Here is a 24,140-nt window from a genome sequence, read left to right as displayed (position 1 = left end):
TACCTAATTCGGACCACTACAATCAATGTTAAAGGCCCTTTCATGCAAATATTCCATTATACAGCAATTAATGACACTGAGTTTAAAGAAAAACAACTATTTATATGTGTATGCAACAAATCCCGTATTATCCACGGATGTGGGCACTTTTTTTATGATTAAGTGTGCTCAAGGGTAGGTACTTTATCGTTTCATTCGAATCTGTTCGAGGAGTGTCTCTACCTGTCTCTCAATCCAATGCGGAAGAAGGGGGTGGGGCAGAAGCGTTTGACCAGAATACTTATAGGTTAACCCTTTAAGTCTGTTAGGAACCACATGCTTAGTAAAATAGCCTTCACTCAAAAAAAGCGGCGCCACCAGAACCTCGTGACCCTGCTCCTGCCAATACTCTACCTTGCTTCTTACACTATCTGGACTCAGCAGACCATAGTCGGCCGCCGCTACGCCACTTACCTCACGTACACGTCCCGCCAGCGAAGATATGCCTTGCTGCCAGCGCTGACGGAAGCCATCATATACACTGCCATGACCCACAAGCAAAATCGTCTCTCGCTTCGGTTCCGTAGACAGCTCACGTAGCTTGTCCCAGATCATTACAGCGATGTCCGGATCATCGTCGATAGGATAACCGTAGTGAACTTTAGCCTTCACTGAGAACAGCGCTAAATCCGTCTCACGTTCAGGCTCAGGTTTGGCGCCAAGTGCATATTCTATCTCATCGACATGTGTGCTTCCTGAGGAAACGAACAATGGGACCACAATAATATCTGTGATCCCTGCGTGTTCCAGCTCATTTATTCCATCTTGAATCAGACGGCCCTCTACCAGCTCTAAAAAAGAGACCACAACAGGAATCTCTTCACCTAGCGATAATCCGCTTACGGCTTCCTCTACGATTGACACCCAAGCCTTATCGCGAGAGCCATGACTGATAATAAGTACGCCTGGCACCATAAATTAGCGTCCCAAACGTTCCAGCGTTAATTTATATCCGTCATTGCCGTAGTTCAGGCAACGTTTTACACGGGAAATCGTAGCTGTGCTTGCGCCCGTCTCTGCTTCGATCTGGTTGTAGGTGGAGCCTTTGCCGAGCATACGCGCTACTTCCAGTCGCTGCGACAGCGATTGAATCTCGTTCACAGTGCACAAATCATCAAAGAACACGTAACATTCTTCCATATTTTTTAACGTTAAAATAGCTTCAAATAATTGGTCGATACTTTTATCATTCAACTTCTTAAGTTGCATCAGCTTTTCATCCCCTAAAAGTTCTATCAGCATTAGTTTCTCTAATTAAGCTCCGTACAAAACTAGCTCCGGAAACATAAACCTCATGCGACTATCCTGCCTTTACTATATTGCACTGGAGCGCATTTTTCAAGCATTAACGATTTCACGCTGTAAAGAGTGAAATCGATGGACAAACGTCCACCCGTGGCGCACACTCAATATGTATCAAACTACGTTTGTTTCTTCCTACATAAGAAATAGCACCTACACTATAGTACTACATAAGCGCCGAAAATCAAGCTTGTACACGCTTTTTTCACTTCTTAAAGACGATTATAGGCATTCGCCCTTTTCCGCTCCTATCACGGGTAACCCGGGCATTCGTCTATACCGTATGTTCGCCCATGACATACAGTATAGCAAACCACTAACAAAGGAATGTGATATTATGCCTGATCATTACTATAATCATTCCCGCCGAAACCAGCGTTCACTGACCGATACTTATAATGCATCTGCTTACCCTGGGCTCAGTCCATATGCGCCTTCATCCCCTCCAGGAGAGAGCGGAATCCTTCCCGCTTTAGGAGCAGAAGCTGCCACTGAAACAGCTCTAGCGCTTCCTGCTGCTGAAGCTACAACAAAGGCAAGCGGCGGGCTTGCCGGGTTGCTTAGCGGCTTAGGCGGATTAGGCGGCGGGGGCGGAATCGGCGGGAATATGGAGCAAATCAAAGGTATCATCGACCGAATGGGCGGTATTGACGGGATCGTAAACTCCATGGGTAAAGTGCAGAAGGTGATGTCCGGCTTCCAGCAGATGGCTCCAATGGTTAAGCTCTTCATGGGTAGCTTCGGCAAAGGAAAAGGAGCAGCAGGCGCACTGGCAGCCGAAGAGGATGCCGCACTGTACAGCCCGAGTCGGCGCAAAAAAAGACGCTCCACCTCCGGGCGTCGTAAATCTACTACAACCACACGCCGGCGCTCTACTCCCTCTACCGGAAAACGTCGCCGCAAATAGCGGTGACGTTTTATTTTTCACTTAAACCATCCACTACGCCGGAACCATCTGAACATACTAACACCCACCACCAGCATAAATAGCAGAACGCCAAAATATCCATACTTCCATTCGAGTTCAGGCATCACCACGAAGTTCATCCCATAAATTCCGGCAATCAGCGTCAGCGGCATGAATACGGTAGTGATTACTGTTAGTGTTTTCATGATCGAATTCATCCGGTTGGAGTTAAGAGAAATGTAGCTATCACGTAGATCCGCAGTCATTTCTCGATCCGCCTCAATCATATCGGACAGTTTTAACAAATGGTCATAGATATCGCCAAAATAAATCCGTTCCTCACCGTTGCTCTGGACATGCTGCGAATTCACGATCCGGTACATCAAATCGCGCATCGGCACAATCGTCCGCCGCATCTTGAGCAGCCTTCCGCGCACATTAAACACTTGGCTCATCAAATCCTCCACCGACTCACTGCCGCCATTACTCTCCAGATCCGCAAGCTCGTCCTCTAAACTATAGAGGCATGGAAAATACTTATCTACCAGCTTGTCCATTACAGTATATGCAGCCGCCATCGGACCACCCGACCAGCCTTTACGACTATGTATTTCACGCTTCACCTGCTCCCAAGCTTCATTCATCTCTGTTTTTTCCTGATGATGATAGGACACGAGGTAATTCGCACTCAAAAAAAGGTCAATCTCTTCAGCATCCAGCGTCTCTTCATTCAGCGCATGCAGCACAAAAAACTGCACTTCCTCATAATGATCCAGCTTCGGTCGCTGTAGCACATGCATACAGTCCTCAATCGCCAAAGGGTGAAAATGAAAATAGTGATCCAGCAGCAGCGTCTCCTCTGCCGTAGGTGTAGCAAAATCTGCCCATATCCATGCATAATCCTCCCGCCGGATATCCTGCAAAGGTATGTCTATCAGCACCTCACCTGTATGCGTCACCGCAAGTGTACGTATCATAAATGTTCCTCCGCTTCATCTTCTTCCACGCATCTATTGTACCGCAAGAAGTGGAGTCTTCCAAAAATAACAAAAAAGAATCTCAGCCGAGAAGTCATAGCTCTGAGCTTCCATTATTCTATAGCGTCCCATTCCGGAAAGGATGGAATACTCTTTAGATAGTATCATTCATCCTCTTCTCCCTCTGATCATTCGGCTCATAGTGTATATAACGATGCTCCTCAGATGGCGGGGATAGAATGGATAGAGTAAGTTGGGTTGGGTTGTCACCGTACTTAATCAAATCATATCAAGTGATTTGTTTAATGATTAGTTAGTTTAAATTCTAACCCGCCGCTTAGATTCGACAGATGTACAAATAGCTACGTCCAGTCATAAGCTCATAAGCATCTTATCCAAGCTTTAACCACTCTCGGTTGTACGAGCTAGACTCTGCAAATTCAGGGCACTTATATCCTTCTTTATGCTTCTTCGACGCTATTTAGCCAATTCTGGGGTATTTATACCCCTCTTTCTACTTCTTCGACGCTATTTCACCAATTCTGGGGTATTTATACCCCTCTTTTTGCTTTTTCGAGGCTATTCCACCAATTCTGGGGTATAAATGTCCCTCTTTCCCCTTCTTCGACGCTATTTTGCCAATTCTGGGGTATTTATGCCCCTCTTTCTACTTCTTCGACGCTATTTCACCAATTCTGGGGTATTTATGCCCCTCTTTTTGCTTTTTCATCGCTATTTCGCCAATTCTAGGGTATTTATGCCCCTCTTTCTACTTCTTCGACGCTATTTCACCAATTCTGGGGGATTTATGCCCCTCTTTATGCTTCTTCGACGTAACTTAGCTAATTCTACGGGATTTATACCGCTCCTTCCCCTCCAATTGCCCAATTCCATCATTTCTACGGGATTTATACCGCTCTTTGCTCTCCAATCGCCAAATCCCGTCAATTCTACGGGATTTATACCGCTCCTTCCCCTCCAATTGCCAAATCCCGTCAATTCTACGGGACTTATACCGCTCTTCCCCCTCCAATCGCCAAATCCCGTCAATTCTACGGGATTTATACCGCTCTCTCCCCGCACCACCCAAACAACAAAAAAAGATGTCCGCAGCCAAAGGCTAACTGACATCTTTTTATTAAAGGGATTTAAAAAATGATTTTGAAAATCAGACCGGCTAATACCGCACTGATTGGAATCGTAATAAACCAAGTAACAACAATACGTCCAGCTACTCCCCATTTCACGGCAGAGAAGCGTTTCGCGGAGCCAACACCCAGGATCGCTGAAGTGATCGCGTGTGTGGAGCTGACTGGTAAATGCAGCAGTGTTGCCGAGAAAATAACGGAAGCCGCGGAAATATCAGCCGCGAAGCCGTTGATCGGCTCGATTTTGAAAATCTTCGTACCCATGGTCTTGATAATCTTCCAGCCGCCAATGGAGGTACCGAGTGCCATAGCCGTAGCCGCAGCAATCTTAACCCATAGAGGGATTACATCCATAGTCTCTTGGCGTCCTGATGTAACGAGGGCAAAGGTAATGATCCCCATCGCCTTCTGCGCATCATTCGTACCATGAGTAAACGACTGTAATGCCGCCGTCACAACCTGCATGGAACGGAAGCCCTTATTAACCGTATGTGGACTACGCTTTGCAAAAATCCATTTCAGGACTGTCATGATGATATAACCGATAACAAATGCAATAATTGGCGAGAAGATCAAGCCCTCGACAATTTCCACAAATCCGCCCCAGTTAATATGCGACGAACCTGCACCCACATATACCGCACCAGCCAAAGCGCCGATCAGTGCATGAGAGGAGGAGGACGGAATTCCGAGCCACCAGGTGATCAAATTCCAAATAATCGCAGCAATCAGCGTGGCTATTATGATATCCAGACCATTTTCCAGCAACGTGGGGTCTGTGATACTTCCGCCAATTTTCTTAGCTACACCTGTAAACATCAAAGCTCCGACAAAGTTCATCAGTGCCGCCATAATAATAGCTGTTCGAGGTTTTAACGCACGTGTAGAGACAGAGGTAGCAATCGCGTTGGCCGTATCATGGAAACCATTAATAAAGTCAAACGCAAGCGCGAGAAATATAACAATTCCAAGAATCCATATCGATGTTTCCATATTCTAGTACCCCTTATGAGTTGCGCATGATGATCGATTCCAACATGTTGGCTACATCTTCACATTTATCTGTAGTGGTTTCGAGTCGCTCATATAATTCCTTGCGCTTAATCAGCTCAATCGGGTCCTTAACGGTTTCAAATAGAGCTTTGGTACAAATACGAAGGACTTCGTCCCCTTGATTCTCAAGGTCATTCAAACGGATCGTATATTCACGAATGGCCAGCAGCTTCTTCTGGGAAAGCAAATGAACCGCTTTTTGGATTTCATAAGCACACTGACGAAGGATTTCGGCAAATTGTACAATGTATTCATCCGGGTCAAGAAGGTTGTACATATAGAAACGTGAGGCAGATGCCTCCAAGCCATCAATGACATCATCCATGCTTGTAATCAAGTCCATAATGTCGTCACGCTCAAGTGGCGTAATGAACGTCTTGTTCAATTCCTTAATTACGGTGTGCGTGTAAGTATCACATTGGGATTCGTACTTCTTCATCTCTGCAGCGAAACTATCGACATTATTCTGGAGATCAGTGATATTCTGAGCAAAATAATCTGCAGCTTGGACAATGGTATCCGCCATATTTTCCAGCGTCTCAAAGAATATGTCCTTTTTTCTCAACTTCATTGTTTTAAACCCCTTTACATAATATTACCGTGAGTACAGAGTCACCCATATGTAAAAAGCATGAAAATGAATGACAACCCTTGTTATCTTAACATATCCGTAGAAGGTATAGAAGCTATAGAAATGAACTTTTTTACACTCTATTAACACTTACCCATAATTCCGAACACAAATCTGTATAACACTGGATATTCCGACTTTCTTAGGTTGCACTATCTGCTCCGCCGTATACCACATGACTGCTAAATGAAGGTGAATTAGGGACAACCAAAATATGGGTGATTCCTGGATACATTAGCTCTTCTTTACCATCCTTCACAAACCGAATCACATCACCTGGCTCACGCGACCATCTGCCTTTTGTGACCTGTCCTCTCTGAAAGAGCAACGCTTCTCCACCAAGCTCCACATCAACCTGAAGTCTTCCAACATCATCAAGTACTTTATGATCGGAACCCATCACCATCACATTTGCAGCTTCTACTGGCTTATTGTTATTCAGATCCAAATGTGGTTTACCATTCACGTAACGCTGATAGGTCTGGAGCTGAGTATCGTATTTATAGTCAATTTTATAGCTTTTAAGCAAGAAGTTTACGCTAAACTCAGCGGCCTGTTCTCCGCCTGTCGGTATGTAATCTGGATTGTTAAAAAGATACCCTGGCACCTTCACACTTTTGTCATAACCCAGCTTCTCGGCACCTTCCCGCAGCTTCGCTGCATTACTGTAGAGATTATGAGGGGCTTTACGTGCTTTGTCCCGCCAGAAATAGGCTCCGGCACGACCGATTTCGTCCATATCTGCTTTTTTCTCTTTTTGCAAAATAGCATAAGCCGCGGGGCTCCCCCCGGCATGCACTGTCACACCACCATAGCTCTCGCCAATATCGAGCAGATAAGGGCGAATACTGCGAATCGGTCCGATTTTGACCACTCCGGTATGACTTTGAAAAATACCAATTAACCGCGTAATGCCACCTTCAGCAAGGACCTCATATAAAATATCCGCTTCACTCACCCCCGATTGTGGCCGGGCCGCTGGAGCATTATTAATCATAACAGCTAAGGGACGCGGGAGACTGTTTTCAGAAACGGGAAGACCTGTTAATCCCGAAACAAGTTCAGCAGATGGATCTGCAGTAGGCGATGGCTGGATCGTTTCAATAGGCGCGGGATCTGCTGTAGGTTGCTGTGTCGGGGCAATTACATTATTTGCACTCTCTGTACCGCAAGCGGAGAGCAATAGGGTACTTAGTACAAGGGCAGATAATAGACGGGAAGAAGAGCAGTTTACTTTCATAAGCTTGTAGTTCCTCCTAAACGTTTTATGTATCTTAACTGGTTTCTTCCATTTAATCACAGCCAGTCCCATTTGTCTTGATCCGCTTGCATCAAGTGTAATCGACTTCAGCGTCCTTATTAGGACGATATACGTTTAAGCGAGAAATATAAATAATGCATAGCGTAAAACTTTACTTTCTTATATTTAAAAAAAGGGCACAGCCGATCTCCGGCTGTACCCTACGTGTATCTTATCCATTTAGTCTAGCTTCCAGCAATTGAGGCTTAATGTCCCATATTGATACGCTTGAAATATTCGCTCTGCCTTCCTGCTGCCATCCGCTGTTCCCATCGCATAAAAGAGAGGTGCGAAATGCTCTCTTCCGTAAGATGGAACCGCATCACGAACATGCGGAGCTGTTTTCTCATAAGCAAACAGTGAAGGTAAATCCCAAGATTCTAACCCCTTGGCAATCCACGCATCGAATTCAAGCGCCCACTCTTCAGGCTGATCACTTTCATTAAGCATCCGCAAATTGTGAACAAGTCCACCGCTTCCTATCAGCAGTATGCCTTCGTCACGCAGAGGGGCTAACATCCGCCCGATATTGTACTGTTCCTTCGGAGAACGTAGTGAATCGACGGATAAAGCGACTACCGGAATATCGGCTTTCGGAAACATTTTTTTCAGTATTACCCAGACTCCGTGATCGAGTCCTCGCCCCAGAACGGGCTGATGTGAAAGATTGTTACCCTTAAAGAGCTCGGAAATCCGCTTGGTTAGAGCTGGATCGCCTGGGGCTGGATAGGTCAGCGTATACATTTCTTCAGGGAATCCGTAGAAGTCGTGTTGTGTTTCGTGCTTCTCATCCATGGTGAGTAGCTGTTCTGGGCTATCCCAGTGCGCTGAGAATACTACTATACCCCGTGGTGCTTCTAGTTCTTGACCAAGCCGCTCCAGAAAACGGGTATACTCGTTATCCTCCAGTGCGAGGAGCGGAGAACCGTGCGCGATAAAAAATGACGGTAATTTCATAGGATGCCAACCTCCATAACCCAGTATATGGTGTGCATCTTTATTTTACCGCTAATTTCAAGTTATTGCGAGTAAAGTCCATCACCTATATCATCCAATTTTGCCATTCTGTCTGCACATGCTCCTGCTCGTTCATCCACTCTCTTGTCCGCTTAAGCAGCTGCTGCTGTGCTGGACCAGACGAAAAGGTATGATCACCTTGAAAAATGATCTCTTTATCGCATCGTCCCTCAGGACGCGTCCAGAATAATTTCTGGTAAAGGAATGCATAATCCACGGGGATGACATCGTCAGACGTACCATGAATGACGAGCACATCACCACTGAATTTACTAGCCTCTTGGAAAGGCTGGAAGGCCGCCAAAGAATTGAAATATACCGGTGTGAACGAGTAGCCCACGTAATCCGCTGATCCATTCTTGACCGAACGATCATACGCCTCCCGCCCTACGATCTTTACAATATCATTGAAGGGGTAACCCACGGAGGCCCACAGCACGAGATTCTTCACGCGACGATCACGAATACTTGTCAGAAGCGCAACCGCTCCACCCAGACTATGGCCAATAAGCGTCACACGCTGTGGATCCACATCGGCAGAGCTAATTCCGTAATCGAGCACCGCTCTAGTCTGAGCGATCATCGACTCCATATCCTCACCGCCGTAATTACCGCTGCTCTCGCCGCAGCCCGCATAATCAAATCGAATGACCATATACCCATCTTGTGCCAGCTCACGAGCTGCTTTGACAAATATCCGATCGACCCCAATCCGGTTACCCACAAATCCATGGCAGATTACAGCTAATGGCAATCTGTCCTTGCAACGTGTGGAAGTTCCCTTCTCTTTACTCGGATAATGGATGCTCGCTGTCAATTCTTCGCCGTTATGCCGAATTACAATATTCCGTTCCATTGCCGTAACCTCCTATATTTAATCATTATTTTAATTTATTAGAATTCCGATTAACTTAGTGTGAATTATATTCTTATTATAAAGATTTCGTTCATATTGTCAACAGAAACGGGACAGATCTTAGTAATTTGCAAGAGCAAATTCGGAGTATAAACCGGAACGTCAAACAGCCAGTCTCTAATATAATGGAGACTGGCTGTTTTTCAATCGCATGATGAGCTTCCAGGGCCGTCAATCAATCATAGCTGTCGTTAAACATCTCATGGGTTTCTTGACTGCCTTCCCAATCCTTAAGCGCACCCTCTGTTGCTGGTTCTTCTGTGGAATTCCACATGCTGAATCCATCAGAGCCGCCCCAATCCCCCATTGAATGATTGGGCGTAGGCTCGAAACCGTTGCCCATGACACTATCCTGTTCTTTCTTGTTCTCATGTTCCATAAAGCTCCCAACCTTTCCCAAAGCTATATTGATCAAGCAACAACATTATCAGTGTTCACTCTTATAAAAGGATTATGCATAGGAAAATAGAAATGCTTGTCCTTGCGCTGACCTGTCAGGCAAACGTATACTCTAGGTTAAAGACTATACCGATTAACACTACTGGAGGTTTACATCCCTATTATGAAAGTGAAAGATATGATTAAGGAAAATAACGCCCTGCGAGAGCAGATGACGCCTTTCAATCGATCCTATTTTGAAGATATGATCCTGACGATGCGCGCCAGTAGGGTAGAAGCTCTCCGCGCTGAAGAACTTTTACTGGATGCAGCCAAACTGCTTCTGAAAGAACAAAAAAAAGGTAAAAACGCTAAACAGGTGTTTGGCGAGAATCCGGATGATTATTTTAAAGAGATCATAGACAGCGTTCCCACACGCTCAGCACGCAGCAAATGGAACTATTACTTGATGATTCCCTGCGCGGCTCTAACCTGTTTGTTCGGGATCTTTGCTATAGGTGGACTCTTCTTGCAATGGACTAACGGATCACCTGGGATGTTCGGAGAGATTAGCCTCTTCACCCTCTTCGCTGTTGGGGCAGGTTCCATTATCTTGATAGAACTTATTATGAAATGGTTAACCTCCTTGTCTGAGGGGGATGCACCTAAAGCCAAGCCCTTTGATATCAAGGGCCTTGGCGTCTATATCGGAATCGCCGTAGTTGCCGTATTCATTGGCTTGTACCTCGACCGATTGTTTCCGGTCATTACTTTATCCCCGTGGGTAAGCTTAATTGTTTCCCTGATTGGGGCAATTGGACTAAAGTTTATATTTTTTAGAAAATAAAAGTCATGCTCCACCCATATTTCATCCGATAGACAGGGGGAACTTTCATGAATAAGAAGCAATATATTCTCTATTCTGTTCTAGCAGTAACATTGGGACTAGGCGCGGTACCTATAGGAACGATTCAAGCTGAAGGCGCTGCCAGCCCTCCTGTGGGAGGCACTAAGGCAAATGCTTTGACAGCAAACAATAATCATGCGGAGGCTATCTATAAAGCTGCATTGCCGCTGTTGTCTTCCTCTAACAAGTTACCCGAAGCTATTAAATATTTGAACGCCAATATGTATGCGGTAGGTTCGTATCGTGCCACGATAATGACACTGAAGCTTGAGAATTTGCACAAGGCGGCGCTTCCGGCGTGGGAGAGCAAATTCAGTACCAGCAATGTCCAGCGGAAGCTCACCGCCATCTATAAGGCTGGCGCTAGTATGAAGACCCTTGCTGATGCCACAGAAGATCTCACTCTGCGCACACTGCTGAAGAGTGCCAGCGAAAATGGATATAAACTGGAGACCGCGGAAGGCACTTTTTTCCCGGTGATCGACTATGAGGCTTACCGCAAATATAAGCTTTATGTCACTGACGATATCAGCGCGTATCTATCCATTATGGCTACGGAGTCTGATCTGCCCTCCTCCAAGGATAACGGGCTGGTCATTGGTTGGACCGATGTAGCTGCGCGAGCACTGTCTCAAGAGCAATTTATTCAAAATCATCCGAAATCGAACCGAATTTCAGCCGTGAAATCCTTATATTCTATCTATGTTAACAATACGTTTTACGGCCAGAATAACACGCCCCTTTTCCATTATGACAATCTTGAAATGGACTTGGAGGCGCAGAAAGCCTACTCTAGCATTCTCTCCAAGAATAAAGACAACAGCCCATTCCTGCAGAAACTAGATGGCTTCATGAAATTGATGAAAGACAAAGATTATAAATTAACAGATGAAGTCGAACAATACCGTAAGACTGAATTACCTCTCTAGTATGATATACAAAAGGCCCGTCCCTATTCATTCTGGGACGGGCCTTTCTATGTTCATTAACGAAATGATTAAAGTGATGAAAGAAATTAAATAAGGATGTTAAAGAGATTGGAATCCTTATTGATTTCTACATAATCTACACCCTTCTGCTGCATCCGTTCGATAAGTGGTTCATAAGCTTCAATGGACAATAGCTCTATGCCTACAAGCGCGGGACCATTCTCTTTATCATGCTTCTTGATGTACTCGAAACGGGTAATATCATCCTCTGGGCCGAGGATTTCGTCCAAGAACTCACGCAGGGCACCTGCCCGTTGTGGGAAGTTCACCATGAAGTAGTGCTTTAAGCCTTCGTAAATCAGTGACCGCTCCTTGATCTCTTGCATACGGTCTATATCGTTGTTACCCCCACTAATGATACAGACGACCGTCTTCCCGCGGATTTGATCGCGGTATTGATCAAGTGCTGCGATAGGTAAGGATCCCGCTGGCTCAACCACTATAGCATTCTCGTTATACAGCTCCAGAATGGTGGTACAAGCCTTGCCTTCAGGTACCATCACGATGTCATCCAGATGCCGGGAACATATATCATAAGTCAGTCCGCCAACGCGCTTTACAGCCGCTCCGTCCACGAACTTGTTAATTTCTTTTAGCGTTACCACTTCTCCAAGCTTGATCGCTTCAGTCATTGAAGCAGCACCAAGCGGTTCCACACCAATCAACTTAGTAGATGGACTCACCGTCTTCACATAAGTGGCTATTCCTGCTGCCAAACCGCCCCCACCAATCGTTACGAACATAAAATCCGCAGGGTGATCCAGGTTCTCCATCACTTCCATCGCTATCGTTCCATTGCCTGCAATAATTCTCGGCTCATCAAACGGGTGGATCAACGTCATACCATGGTCTATACAAGCTTGCAGCGCTTCATCATAAGCATCATCGAAGGTATCGCCCTTCAGAATGACCTCAACAAACTCGCCACCGAACCGCCGTACTTGCTTAACCTTCTGGTTAGGTGTTGTGCTTGGCATATAGACCTTGCCCTTAATCCCAAGTGCCTTACAGGAATAGGCTACACCTTGTGCGTGATTTCCTGCACTCGCGCAGACAATACCTTTGGCTCTATCTTCTGCGGATAGACTACGAATCATATTATAAGCTCCGCGGATTTTAAAAGAACGGACAATCTGCAAATCTTCGCGCTTCAAATATACATCGCAATCATACTTGGCCGATAGTACGGCGTCACGCTGTAGTGGAGTCCGGATGATGACCTCCCGCAGTACGTGATGAGCCCGTACGATATCTTCCATTCCTACGATTCGGTCTTCCTCTTCTCTCATAACCCTCTCGCCTCACTATCATCTATTCATTCTACTTCTTGTAAACATACTCTCCCAAAGACATTTTTTCAAGCATTGTCCGCTGTATGCAATACAATTATTGATGCAAATCTTATACTTTCTTATACATGCAAAAACGCCTTCATCGTCCCTAAAAGGACGGTAAGCGTTTATGCGAGAAATATAAGGTAATTTATAACGTGAAACAAATAAATTCTTATATTTTAAAAAAAGAGACTACAGGAATCTCCCATAGCCTCTTTAAGTTCATGTCCGTCCAAGATCTGAATTCTACTAATCCTGTTGCTTCAGCATCCACTTCAGCAGATCAGGTAGGCTTGTCCACAAACGCGAGTGTACAATAACATATTCGATAGCTTCATTAGCGTCGCCCATTCCCACAAAATCCGGAAGGTTATGCGGCAATCTTTTGATCCCTAACAAATAATCCGGCACATGCTTGTTCACATTCCGCGCTACGCGGTACAACATTTTCAGTTGGGAAGTAATCCCATTCTTCTTATATTCTAAGACCATCCGGTCGTAAGCTACTGTCGCCGCTGCATCATTGCCGAACTTTTCCAGCACCTTTTCTGTCTTCTTGAGCTTGTTGGTGTAGAGATACGCAGCCGTTAAAAGGTAACGCGCACCTGTGTTATCTTCAGGATTCAGCTCTAAAATGTGCTCAAGTACTTTTTGTGCTTCTTCTGCATTTCCGCTAAACCAACAAGAGTCGGCGTAGCTTTTGCAAATTCGAATGTATGGACGAGTCTCGTGGAGGTCCCAGAAATGTCCCTTGTTCTCAGCGAAAAAGGCTTCTCCAAGCTCACGTTCACCTGCATCCATCCCTGCTTTTAGAAAAGCACGAGCATCTGCTTCATTCTCTGCTTCCTCAGCCAAAATGAGATACGCATCCGGACTGTCCGGATAAACCTCTAATGCGGCTTCAGCTAACTGTATCCGGCGGTTGGATGAATTGGTTTGCATAGCCTTTTGTAATAGTGCTTGCTCCTGATCCTTCGGACTGCCTGAGATATTCAGCAAAAGTAATTCTTCTTCCGCACCACCCATGCCGTATTCCTCAATGTAATTGAGCATCTCTTTGACTTTTCTAGAAATGGTAGGCGTAGTAACCTCATGTTTGGTAGCAAGATCCGCTTGTGTTAGGGAGAAGCCATATTCCTCAGACAAAATAAATTCGATCGCCGCGCAGAAAGAGCCCATTTTCTTCACAGCAGGCTTAGTCTTACGGGAATAACCATTCCACAGAACTAGAGCTTCCCAAATAAGCTCTCTATCATAGCTTTCTCTCATGCTCTCAATAAGGTGCAGCGCCAGTTGTTCATGTGCTGGATGCTCCCAATTCAGATCACGTGACACTTTTTTTCTGAGCGTAGTAAGAGTTAGCTTCACTTCAGGTTGTGCTACGGGTTCCTGTTTCTCAGCCACAGTCTCGCTAGCTGCCGCTTCTTCCTTGTTTACAAGTTGCATGATGGACTCTACTGCAGAAGTTTCTTTACCAAGGCAGCATTTCTTATATTTTTTCCCGCTTCCGCAAGGACACATATCATTTCTTCCAATCTTACTCAAAACGAATTCCTCCTTAAATCTGTGAGTAGCCATTCGCCATAAGCGTATCGCTAGTATGCACTATAAGTATCATCATTTCCAGGCACGAGGCATCCTTTATAAGGTTACTTCACAAAGTCTGAAGGACTCCGATTTAAAAGGGCCTTCCCATGATCGGAAAGACCCTTATCTGTATATATCCGCACATTTTCCCCCGTACGTGTAGTATTATAGCACTTCTTCTATCACTTGTCAGTCCTTTTTTAGGACTTTAAGCGCAAAAAATGCTAGATACAGTTCTTTATCCTTATACCAAAGCTTTCATAGCGATGTCGCTGCGGCTTTGTTTTCCGGAAAAAGAAATTCCTTCGGCTCTAGCGTAAGCTGCAACACGAGCTTCAGCAATCGTAGCACCTAGGCCTACCACGCCTAGTACCCGACCACCATTCGTCACCCAGCTTCCGTCTTCACCACGCGCCGTACCAGCATGGAAGATCAGCCCTCCTTGGCTGTCTTCAAGACCTTCAATCGGTACACCCTTTGGATAAGGGCCTGGATATCCTCCCGAAGCGAGAACTACGCATACAGCCGCTTCGTCGCTCCATTCAATGTCGATATCTGCAAGTCTGCCCTCTGTGACCGCCAGAAAGATTTCTAGCAAGTCGCTCTTGAGTCTAGGCAACACGACCTGAGTCTCAGGATCACCGAAACGAGCATTAAACTCAATCGTCTTTGGTTTACCCTCAGGAGAAATCATCAGTCCCGCAAATAGTACACCGCTAAAGGGACGACCTTCGTCCACCATAGCTTTTGCCGTCGGCTTAATGATGGTCTCGATCGCTTCTTGGATAATAGCCTCATCAATATGTGGTAAAGGCGAATAGGTACCCATTCCGCCGGTATTAGGACCTTTATCCCCATCAAAAACGGGCTTATGATCCTGGGCAGCAGCCATAGGACGTACCGTCTCTCCATCGACAAAAGCCAGAATCGACATTTCCTGTCCAGCTAGAAATTCCTCAATAACAACCTGAGCGCCTGCCTCACCGAATACCTTAGTGACCATAATATCAGCAAGCGCTTGCTCTGCTTCTTCCAACGAATAAGCAACCGTCACGCCTTTTCCTGCAGCCAGACCATCTGCCTTGATTACGATCGGAAGCGGCTGTTCCCGCAAATAAGTTAGCGCAGCTTCATAGTCGTCGAACTTCTCATAGGCTGCTGTCGGAATATTATATTTATGCAAAAGATCCTTCATAAAGGTTTTGCTGCCTTCGATCTCCGCTGCATTCTTGCGTGGGCCAAACACAGGAATATCCTGTGCTTCAAAAGCATCCACAATCCCAGCAGCGAGTGGATCATCTGGACCGATTACAACAAGACCTACTTCCTTCTCTTTCGCAAAAGCCGTCAGACGATCGAACTCAAATACTCCGATCGGCACACATTCGGCTAACTGCGCAATCCCGGCGTTGCCGGGTGCGCAATAGATTTTACCTGCCTTGGGGCTTTGGGATAGACTCCAAATCATCGCATGTTCCCGGCCGCCGCCGCCAACCACTAAAATATCCATCCGAATATGATCCTCCCAGTGCTCTAGTGTTTGAAATGACGGACGCCTGTGAAGACCATAGCAATACCATACTCATTAGCGACCTTAATTGACTCTTCGTCTTTAATGGAGCCGCCTGGCTGAATCACTGCAGTGATTCCTGCTTTTGCTGCCATTTCAAGCGTATCGCCCATTGGGAAGAACGCGTCGGAAGCGAGTATGGCTCCCTTAGATTTTTCACCAGCTTGTTCGATTGCAATTTTAGCTGCACCAACGCGATTCATCTGCCCTGCACCTACGCCAACGGTCATATCATCAGCAGCCAGCACAATCGCATTAGATTTCACATGCTTAACTACTTTCCATCCGAACAACAATTGTTTCAATTCTTCCTCGGTTGGTTTGCGGTCCGTAACGACTTGTAGATCATCTGGGTTCACAGAGTGCACATCGCTCTCCTGTACAACCATTCCTCCATCTATAGAGGTAACTACAAAGCTGCTCTTACGCGCACTAGCCGTACTAAGGTTACCTATTTTGAGCAAACGGAGATTCTTTTTCTTCGTAAGGATTTCCAGTGCTTCTTCCGTAAAGCCTGGTGCCAACACGATTTCGAGGAAAATATCTTTCAGCAGGTTCGCTGTGTCTGCATCAATAATCCGGTTTGCTGCTACAATCCCACCAAAGATAGAAGTTGGATCCGCGTTGTAAGCTTTTTGATAAGCTTCGTATACACTTTCACCCACACCTACACCACAAGGGTTCATATGTTTAACCGCTACGACAGCAGGCTCTTCAAATTCTTTCACGATTTGCAGTGCTGCGTTAGCATCGTTGATATTGTTATAAGACAACTCTTTGCCGTGCAATTGTTCAGCCGCAGTGAGTGTATCCAGTGCCGCCAATGGCTTGCGATAGAACGCTGCTTTTTGATGCGGATTCTCGCCATAACGCAGATCCTGAATTTTCTCATAAGTCACGGTGTAGCGCTCTGGCAGAGGCTCGCCAGTAACGTTAGCCAAATAATCGGAAATCAAGGCATCGTAAGCCGCCGTATGACGGAACACTTTTGCCGCAAGACGTTTGCGTGTTTCTAGCGTTGTATCTCCACCTGCGCGAACCTCTTCAAGTACAGTAGCGTAGTCATTAGCATCCACCACTACACTGACAAAAGCATGGTTCTTCGCCGCAGAACGCAGCATCGTAGGTCCGCCGATATCGATATTCTCGATGGCTTCCTCGTAGGATACGTCAGGTTTTGCGATAGTTTCCGCGAACGGATACAAATTCACAACAACCAGATCGATGTAGTCCAGACCAAGCTCCTTCATTTGACGCGTGTGTTCCTCGTTATCACGAACCGCAAGCAATCCACTGTGTACAGCAGGGTGCAAGGTTTTGACACGTCCGTCCATGATTTCTGGGAATCCTGTCACATCGGAAATCCCGATAACTGGAACACCTTCTTTAGCCAAAAGCGTGCTTGTTCCACCTGTAGAGATAATTTCTACGCCTAATGCAGACAACTCGCGGCAAAAATCCACGATACCTTGTTTATCCGATACGCTGACTAGCGCTCTTTTGATACTCACTTTGAATAGTCCTCCTTCAGGTTGTACGTGCGATTTAATATGAAGAAAACCCACAACGCGACACATAACGCCGCTTATGCAATATTTCCCGAGAAATACCCTGAAACATCTCGGTCTGTCACCAAATGTCGATCCAAAACTTCGAATGGCTGCGGTGCAGCTTACTTTTCGCGGATAATCGTCTTTCTTCCACTCAGTTCCACTTTCCCGCTGGCAAAAGCGCCAACCACTTCGGGATACAGCTCATACTCAACCTTATGAATACGTTCTGCCAATGAATCCGCCGTGTCGTTATCCTGCAGGGCTACGCTGCGCTGAGCAATAACAGGCCCGGTATCCATACCTCCATCGACAAAATGCACAGTAACACCCGTCAGCTTCACACCATAATCCAGCGCTTGTCCGATTGCATCTTTTCCTGCAAAAGCAGGCAGCAGCGATGGATGAATGTTAATAATTCGTCCAGCATACGGCGTTAAAAGCACTGGCGTAATAAGACGCATGTATCCTGCCAGCACAACCAGCCCGATTTCCCGCCGCTGAAGCTCTGCTACAATCTCTGCTTCGTAGAGTTCACGGCTGGCGAAGTCTTTTGGCCGCAGCAAGAGGGCGGGAATGCCCGCATCCTCCGCTCGCTTAGCTACAGGTGCCTCTGGCTTGTCGGATACAAGCAACTCAATATTGCCCTCACCAAGCAAGCCTGCTCTCTGTGCATCGATCAGTGCAGCAAAATTACTGCCTTGCCCAGAAGCAAAAACAGCGATTCGACTCCATTGCATCACACTTCAGCTCCAGTAAAGGTTACTTTGCGTTCCCCTTCTGTCACTTTACCAATGATAAAAGCCTCTTCTCCGCTCGATTTGAGCAGTTCAAGAGCACGTTCTCCATCAGCGCTACTTACTACCAGAACAAGTCCAATTCCCATATTAAAAGTAGTAAACATATCACGGTTGCTTACGTTTCCTTTGTTCTGCATCAAACCGAAGATCGGCAGAATCGGCCACGATCCGTAATTAATCTCCACATCTACACCGTCAGGCAATACGCGCGGGATATTCTCGATGAATCCGCCACCCGTAATATGTGCCATCCCTTTCACCGGAAGCTGCTCCAGCAGCGCCAGCAAAGGCTTCACATAAATCTTAGTTGGTGCAAGAAGTACATCCACAAGCGGAGCTCCAAGCTCTGGAAGCACATCATTCAGGCCATAGCCATCTTCCTCAAGCAAAAGCTTACGCACAAGTGAGAAGCCGTTGCTGTGCACGCCGCTAGAAGCTAAACCAATCACTGTGTCTCCAGCAGCGATGTTAGCGCCTGTTACCAGCTTCGCTTTGTCAGCAACGCCAACTGTGAATCCAGCGATATCATACTCACCCGCTGAATACATGCCCGGCATTTCAGCCGTTTCGCCGCCAATCAGCGCACAACCTGCTTGGTGACAGCCCTCTGCGATTCCTGCTACGATCGCTTCGATTTTCTTCGGTACGACTTTGTCGCAAGCCAGATAATCGAGGAAAAATAGCGGCTCCGCACCTTGCACTACAATGTCGTTCACGCACATAGCTACAGCGTCGATCCCAATCGTGTCATGGCGATCCGCAGCGAACGCGATCTTAAGCTTCGTGCCTACACCATCAGTTCCCGATACGAGCACTGGCTCTTCATATTTATCTTTATTGAGGCCAAACAGCGCTCCGAACCCACCAAGATCCGTCATTACTTCTGGACGGTAAGTACGTTTTACGTGCTTTTTCATGCGTTCTACCGCTTCATTACCAGCCGCAATATCCACTCCGGCGTTTTTATAAGCTTCCGACACTTGGGACACCTCATCTTTTAATTAGTTTAGAGCGCGTTTGGGCGCATTCGGAACCAGTGGTGGTTATTGGAGTTATTGCGAGGAATGTTTGGACTTCCGATCGCTGTTATGCTCGAATTCCTTTGAATTTGTTACCGCTGAGCGGTAGAAATTCGAGCATAAAGGCGAACGCTAACGCTTCTACAGTTCCAAACTTCCTCTCCATAACTCCCTCCAACCACCGCTTTCACCCTACTGCAAGCCGCAGTGCGCGCCTTGCACACGGACCTCAAGACCTCGGTGCATGAGCTGCGCCATGCACCTCCTTAAGCGAAACAAGCGAACACCCACACCTTTGCAAGGGGGACTTAGGGGGATGTCAACACGAGCAGCCATCTTTTTCCGCCCCGCCAAAATCAACCTGCGTCGGGTAATCATTATCGAAGCAGGAAAGGCATAGCCCGCCTTTGTAATCATCTTTGTTGTGACCACCAATGGAAGTGATTAAGCCCTCCGGTGACAAGAATGCCAAGGAATCGGCATTAATCTCTTCGCACATTTCCGCAATGGACTTGTACGACGCGATAAGATCGCGGCGGTCTGGGGTATCAATGCCGTAGAAGCAAGGATTCTTGAAGGGTGGCGATGTAATCCGCACGTGAACCTCTACGGCTCCCGCTTCGCGGAGCAGATTGACGATCCGACGTGAAGTTGTTCCACGCACGATGGAATCATCGATCATGACAACACGTTTGCCATCGACCACACTGCGCACGGCGCTTAGCTTCATTTTCACACCTTGCTCACGTAGCTCTTGGCTCGGCTGGATGAAGGTCCGGCCTGTATACTTATTCTTGATGAGCCCAAGCTCATAAGGAATGCCCGTCTGCTCCGCAAATCCAATCGCTGCCGAGATACTTGAATCCGGTACACCAGTTACGAGGTCAGCATCTACGAAAGCTTCTAATGCCATTCGGCTACCCATCCGCTTACGGGCGGTGTGCAGGTTAGCGCCATTCATATCACTGTCTGGGCGAGAGAAGTAAATATACTCCATCGCGCATAGCGCTTTACGTTTTGGCTCGGTAAAACGGTCCTCTAACAGGCCATTTTTATCAAGCACGAGCAGTTCGCCAGGTTCGATATCGCGGACTAACTGTGCTCCGATAACTTCTAAGGCGCAAGATTCGGAAGCAAAAATATAGGCGTCGCCGATCCGTCCCATTACAAGCGGACGCAAACCATGGGAATCCGAAGCGACAATTAATTTGTCATTCGTCATAAGCAGAAAAGCAAATCCGCCAACCAGTTGTTTTAGCGCATCCTTAGCCGCTTCAACAAAATCCTTAGACGAACGCGCAATCAGATGCGCCAGCACTTCTGTATCACTTGTGGTTTGGAAGATCGATCCGCTTTGCTCAAGCTGTTTACGAATCAACGGTTCATTTACTATGTTACCGTTTGTAGCAATCGCCAAATCACCGTCACGATATTTGAATACGAGCGGCTGTGCATTAGTTAAGCGGCTGTCTCCGCTAGTGGAATAACGTACATGCCCGATGGACATGTCTCCAACCAGTGAGGCAATTTTGTCCTTGTCGAATACTTCTTTTACTAACCCCATCCCGCGGTGATAGTTGAAATCACGACCATCTGCTACGCAGATGCCCGCACTTTCTTCCCCACGGTGCTGTAAGGCGTGCAAGCCGTAATAAGACATGGACGCCGCTTCCGGGTGTCCGAAGACCCCGAAAACGCCGCATTCTTCTTTTAATGTGTCAAAAATATCTCCCGAGCCCGTTCCTTCATTGTAAAAGTCACCAGTCCACAGGATAGGAGTCTCCTGCTCTTTCCCGGTCTTTATTTCATAAGACATGGAATAGCATCCTCCCAAACGAATTTCAATTCTGCTACAGCTTCATCTAATACGGATGCACCGTCCAGATTTACGCGCAGTCTGTCTCCACCTACAGTTCCGATGATTTCCACTGGAACGCCGCTGGCAGCAATCGCTGCTTTCAGCTCTTCCGCACGTTCAGGTGCTGCCGTCAGCACGATACGTGATTGGCTCTCACTGAACAAAGCTACATCGTTTCTAAGTCCATTAGCAGAAAGTTCAACGTTCGCACCAATACCACCACTGATACAGCTCTCTGCAAGTGCTACAGCAAGACCGCCTTCGGACAAGTCATGTGCCGAACGCACCAGACCGCCGCGAATCGAGGTAAGCACTGCGCTCAGCAGTGTTTTCTCAGTAGCCAAATCCAAAGCTGGAGGACGGCCTTCGGTTACACCATGAACAGCATATTGAAATTCACTACCACCAAGCTCAGCTTTTGTTACGCCTAGCAGAAGGATGGAATCTCCTTCTTGTTTGAAGCCTTGAGTCGTAATGTGATCCGTATCCGTTACTAAACCAACCATGCCGACAACCGGCGTTGGGTAAATGGATCCCGTAGTATTTTCGTTATAAAGACTGACATTCCCGCCGATAACCGGAGTATCCAGCACACGACAAGCTTCAGCCATACCATCAACCGCACGCTCCATTTGCCAGAACACATCAGGTTTCTCAGGGTTTCCGAAGTTTAGGTTATCGGTAATAGCAAGCGGTTCAGCACCCGAACAAACGATGTTACGAGCCGCTTCGCTGACTGCAATCCGTCCACCCACTTCAGGATCAAGATAAACATAACGCCCGTTACAGTCCGTGGTCATCGCAAGTCCTTTTCGTGTACCATGAATGGTAACTACAGCCGCATCAGATCCAGGTCGAACAGCCGTACTAGTCCGAACCATGTAATCATATTGGTTGTATACCCAAGCTTTGCTTGCTACGGTTGGTGATCCAAGAACAGTACGAAGTGCGCCGCCTAGATCTGTAACTTCTGCGTAACGAAGCGTATCTACCGATTCATTTTCTACATAATAAGCAGGAACCTCAGATGGTTTGTTGTAGACTGGACATTCATCAACAAGCGCTGTTACTGGCATGTCACCAACAACCTCACCGTGATGGTACAGCTTCAAGCGACCGTCATCCGTAACTTTACCGACCTTGCAGCAGATTACACCCCAGCGATCAAAAATCTCTTGCGCCTGAGCTTCATCCTTCGGTTCTACTACGAACAACATCCGTTCTTGCGATTCCGAAAGCATCATTTCATAAGGGGTCATGCCGTCTTCACGTTGTGGCACCTGATCAAGATACAGCTCCAAACCATTACCAGCTTTACTTGCCATCTCTGCACTAGAGCAGGTAAGTCCAGCCGCACCCATATCCTGAATCCCAATAACAATGCCGCTGTCGATTAACTCTAGACAAGATTCCATAACGAGCTTCTCCATAAATGGATCGCCTACTTGTACAGCTGTACGTTTTGCTTCGGACTCTTCACTTAGTTCAACGGATGCAAAAGTAGCCCCATGAATCCCATCACGTCCAGTAGGAGGACCTACGTAGAAGACTGGGTTTCCTACACCTTTAGCGACACCACGCTGGATTTTATCATGATCAATCAGACCGACACACATTGCGTTAACAAGCGGGTTACCGTCATAGCTATCATCGAACATGATTTCGCCGCCCACGGTTGGAATCCCGATACAGTTACCATAACCAGCAATACCCGACACCACATGCTCGAACAAATATTTCACGCGATCGCTTTCCAGCTTGCCGAAACGCAAGGAATTCAGCAGTGCGATAGGTCTTGAGCCCATGGAGAAAATATCACGAATGATACCACCTACGCCTGTTGCCGCACCTTGAAAAGGTTCTACTGCAGAGGGGTGGTTATGACTTTCGATTTTGAATACAACCGCTTGGTTGTCTCCGATATCTACAATCCCTGCGCCCTCGCCGGGTCCCATCAGGACACGTGGTCCAGTAACTGGGAAACGTTTCAACAATGGCTTAGAGTTCTTGTATGCACAGTGTTCGGACCACATTACGCTGAATACGCCGATTTCAGTATAATTCGGCAAACGTCCCATAAAAGACTTGATGAGCTCATATTCGCTGTCCGACACACCGAATTGGCTGTAAATTTTCTGCTCTGCGATCTGTTCTGCGGTCGGTTCCTTAACGGATACTTGCTGCGTCATGACGATCCCTCCAAGTCTTCAGTATAGATGTGAACATTCGTTTGCCATCTTCAGATCCGAGCAAGCTGTTAGCTGCACGCTCAGGGTGAGGCATCATGCCGACTACATTCCCCTGCACATTACTAACACCCGCAATATCAGCTACAGAGCCGTTAGGATTATCGCTATATGTGAACACAATCTGATTGTTAGCTTTCAGTTCTGCTAAAGTCTCTTCATCACAGTAATAGTTTCCTTCGCCGTGAGCGATTGGGATGATGATTTCTTCATCCTTAGCATAATCAATAGTAAATGGGGTTTCGTTATTAACAACCTTAAGCACTGTATCATGACAACGGAACTTCATGGACATGTTACGACGCAGCGCGCCTGGCAACAAACCAGCCTCAGTAAGAATTTGGAACCCATTGCAAATGCCTAGCACGAATTTACCTTGCTCTGCTGCTTTAGCAACTTCAGCCATTACAGGAGCAAATCTTGAAATCGCGCCGCAGCGCAGGTAATCACCATATGAGAATCCGCCTGGAACCAAAATGCAATCATACGCCGACAAATCTGTCGCTGTATGCCACACATAATCGACTGGTTCGCCGAGACTGTCCTCTACCGCCTTGTAGCAATCAATATCACAGTTAGAGCCTGGGAAGACAAGTACAGCAAATTTCATGT

General features: G+C 46.7%; 23 protein-coding genes. 3 read left to right on the top strand and 20 right to left on the bottom strand.

Going from position 1 to position 24,140, the window contains the following annotated elements; genetic code table 11:
- Positions 1-183: 183 nt before the first annotated feature.
- The gene (locus MKY19_RS03385; protein ID WP_339800283.1) at positions 184-954 is read right to left on the bottom strand and encodes a CbiX/SirB N-terminal domain-containing protein; all 771 of its coding nucleotides are present in this window, start codon (positions 952-954) and stop codon (positions 184-186) included.
- A gap of 3 nt (positions 955-957) precedes the next feature.
- On the bottom strand, positions 958-1,248 hold the full coding sequence (locus MKY19_RS03380; RefSeq protein WP_019913624.1) for a YerC/YecD family TrpR-related protein: 291 nt from the start codon (positions 1,246-1,248) through the stop codon (positions 958-960).
- A gap of 430 nt (positions 1,249-1,678) precedes the next feature.
- Here MKY19_RS03380 and MKY19_RS03375 point away from each other — a divergent pair, with 430 nt between their 5' ends.
- A complete protein-coding gene (locus MKY19_RS03375) occupies positions 1,679-2,248 on the top strand; it encodes a tyrosine protein kinase (protein WP_149647572.1) in 570 nt (189 codons plus the stop codon).
- Between the two features lie 17 nt (positions 2,249-2,265).
- Here the strand turns inward: MKY19_RS03375 and corA are convergent, their stop codons facing one another.
- From corA to MKY19_RS03330, 9 genes are all read right to left on the bottom strand, one after another.
- Positions 2,266-3,225 carry a magnesium/cobalt transporter CorA gene (gene corA, locus MKY19_RS03370; protein WP_339800279.1) on the bottom strand — a complete coding sequence of 320 codons (960 nt, stop codon included), beginning with the start codon at positions 3,223-3,225 and terminating at the stop codon, positions 2,266-2,268.
- A 33-nt stretch (positions 3,226-3,258) separates the two neighbouring features.
- Positions 3,259-3,393 (bottom strand): hypothetical protein, encoded by a 135-nt coding sequence (locus tag MKY19_RS03365; RefSeq protein WP_339800276.1) that lies wholly within the window; start codon positions 3,391-3,393, stop codon positions 3,259-3,261.
- Positions 3,394-4,063: 670 nt separating this feature from the next.
- Entirely contained in the window at positions 4,064-4,342 is a 279-nt protein-coding gene (locus tag MKY19_RS03360; protein ID WP_339800273.1) for a hypothetical protein, read from the bottom strand.
- A 31-nt stretch (positions 4,343-4,373) separates the two neighbouring features.
- On the bottom strand, positions 4,374-5,366 hold the full coding sequence (locus MKY19_RS03355; RefSeq protein WP_076300202.1) for an inorganic phosphate transporter: 993 nt from the start codon (positions 5,364-5,366) through the stop codon (positions 4,374-4,376).
- 13 nt (positions 5,367-5,379) lie between these two features.
- A complete protein-coding gene (locus tag MKY19_RS03350) occupies positions 5,380-5,997 on the bottom strand; it encodes a DUF47 family protein (protein WP_042184774.1) in 618 nt (205 codons plus the stop codon).
- A gap of 202 nt (positions 5,998-6,199) precedes the next feature.
- A complete protein-coding gene (locus MKY19_RS03345) occupies positions 6,200-7,297 on the bottom strand; it encodes a DUF3048 domain-containing protein (protein ID WP_042184772.1) in 1,098 nt (365 codons plus the stop codon).
- Positions 7,298-7,537: 240 nt separating this feature from the next.
- Positions 7,538-8,314 carry a class III extradiol ring-cleavage dioxygenase gene (locus MKY19_RS03340; protein WP_339268666.1) on the bottom strand — a complete coding sequence of 259 codons (777 nt, stop codon included), beginning with the start codon at positions 8,312-8,314 and terminating at the stop codon, positions 7,538-7,540.
- A gap of 85 nt (positions 8,315-8,399) precedes the next feature.
- A complete protein-coding gene (locus tag MKY19_RS03335; RefSeq protein WP_042124053.1) occupies positions 8,400-9,230 on the bottom strand; it encodes an alpha/beta fold hydrolase in 831 nt (276 codons plus the stop codon).
- A gap of 235 nt (positions 9,231-9,465) precedes the next feature.
- Positions 9,466-9,669 carry a hypothetical protein gene (locus tag MKY19_RS03330; RefSeq protein WP_042184766.1) on the bottom strand — a complete coding sequence of 68 codons (204 nt, stop codon included), beginning with the start codon at positions 9,667-9,669 and terminating at the stop codon, positions 9,466-9,468.
- 183 nt (positions 9,670-9,852) lie between these two features.
- On the opposite strand from MKY19_RS03330, the gene MKY19_RS03325 reads away from it, so the two are divergent.
- Together MKY19_RS03325 and MKY19_RS03320 are read left to right on the top strand one after the other, a co-directional pair.
- On the top strand, positions 9,853-10,515 hold the full coding sequence (locus MKY19_RS03325) for a DUF1129 family protein (protein ID WP_076286938.1): 663 nt from the start codon (positions 9,853-9,855) through the stop codon (positions 10,513-10,515).
- A 47-nt stretch (positions 10,516-10,562) separates the two neighbouring features.
- Positions 10,563-11,504: a hypothetical protein gene (locus tag MKY19_RS03320; protein WP_339800268.1), complete on the top strand. Its 942-nt coding sequence runs from the start codon at positions 10,563-10,565 to the stop codon at positions 11,502-11,504.
- An 86-nt stretch (positions 11,505-11,590) separates the two neighbouring features.
- Here the strand turns inward: MKY19_RS03320 and ilvA are convergent, their stop codons facing one another.
- The 9 genes from ilvA to purQ all read right to left on the bottom strand — a co-directional run bounded on the left by ilvA (position 11,591) and on the right by purQ (position 24,138).
- Positions 11,591-12,853 carry a threonine ammonia-lyase IlvA gene (ilvA, locus tag MKY19_RS03315; RefSeq protein ID WP_042184762.1) on the bottom strand — a complete coding sequence of 421 codons (1,263 nt, stop codon included), beginning with the start codon at positions 12,851-12,853 and terminating at the stop codon, positions 11,591-11,593.
- 294 nt (positions 12,854-13,147) lie between these two features.
- On the bottom strand, positions 13,148-14,443 hold the full coding sequence (locus MKY19_RS03310) for an SEC-C metal-binding domain-containing protein (protein WP_339800265.1): 1,296 nt from the start codon (positions 14,441-14,443) through the stop codon (positions 13,148-13,150).
- Positions 14,444-14,729: 286 nt separating this feature from the next.
- Entirely contained in the window at positions 14,730-15,995 is a 1,266-nt protein-coding gene (gene purD, locus MKY19_RS03305) for a phosphoribosylamine--glycine ligase (protein WP_076300197.1), read from the bottom strand.
- A gap of 23 nt (positions 15,996-16,018) precedes the next feature.
- Positions 16,019-17,566 carry a bifunctional phosphoribosylaminoimidazolecarboxamide formyltransferase/IMP cyclohydrolase gene (gene purH, locus MKY19_RS03300; protein WP_339800259.1) on the bottom strand — a complete coding sequence of 516 codons (1,548 nt, stop codon included), beginning with the start codon at positions 17,564-17,566 and terminating at the stop codon, positions 16,019-16,021.
- A gap of 161 nt (positions 17,567-17,727) precedes the next feature.
- The gene (purN, locus tag MKY19_RS03295; protein ID WP_076286942.1) at positions 17,728-18,345 is read right to left on the bottom strand and encodes a phosphoribosylglycinamide formyltransferase; all 618 of its coding nucleotides are present in this window, start codon (positions 18,343-18,345) and stop codon (positions 17,728-17,730) included.
- Entirely contained in the window at positions 18,345-19,385 is a 1,041-nt protein-coding gene (purM, locus tag MKY19_RS03290) for a phosphoribosylformylglycinamidine cyclo-ligase (RefSeq protein ID WP_339800256.1), read from the bottom strand. The genes purN and purM overlap by 1 nt, the downstream gene beginning before the upstream one ends.
- A gap of 358 nt (positions 19,386-19,743) precedes the next feature.
- Positions 19,744-21,240, bottom strand: a complete 1,497-nt coding sequence (gene purF, locus MKY19_RS03285) for an amidophosphoribosyltransferase (protein ID WP_076286945.1) — start codon at positions 21,238-21,240, stop codon at positions 19,744-19,746.
- Complete coding sequence (purL, locus tag MKY19_RS03280) at positions 21,225-23,471, bottom strand: phosphoribosylformylglycinamidine synthase subunit PurL (protein ID WP_339800252.1); 2,247 nt, start codon at positions 23,469-23,471, stop codon at positions 21,225-21,227. The genes purF and purL overlap by 16 nt, the downstream gene beginning before the upstream one ends.
- On the bottom strand, positions 23,449-24,138 hold the full coding sequence (gene purQ, locus MKY19_RS03275; protein WP_042124034.1) for a phosphoribosylformylglycinamidine synthase subunit PurQ: 690 nt from the start codon (positions 24,136-24,138) through the stop codon (positions 23,449-23,451). Before purQ ends, purL begins: the two co-directional genes overlap by 23 nt.
- Between the last annotated feature and the right edge of the window lie 2 nt (positions 24,139-24,140).

The sequence above is a fragment of the Paenibacillus sp. FSL R5-0744 genome (assembly GCF_037972555.1).
Lineage (GTDB): Bacteria > Bacillota > Bacilli > Paenibacillales > Paenibacillaceae > Paenibacillus_AQ.
The sequence above is the reverse complement of the archived record's forward strand: the minus strand, read 5'-3'. Positions and strand labels throughout refer to the sequence as shown.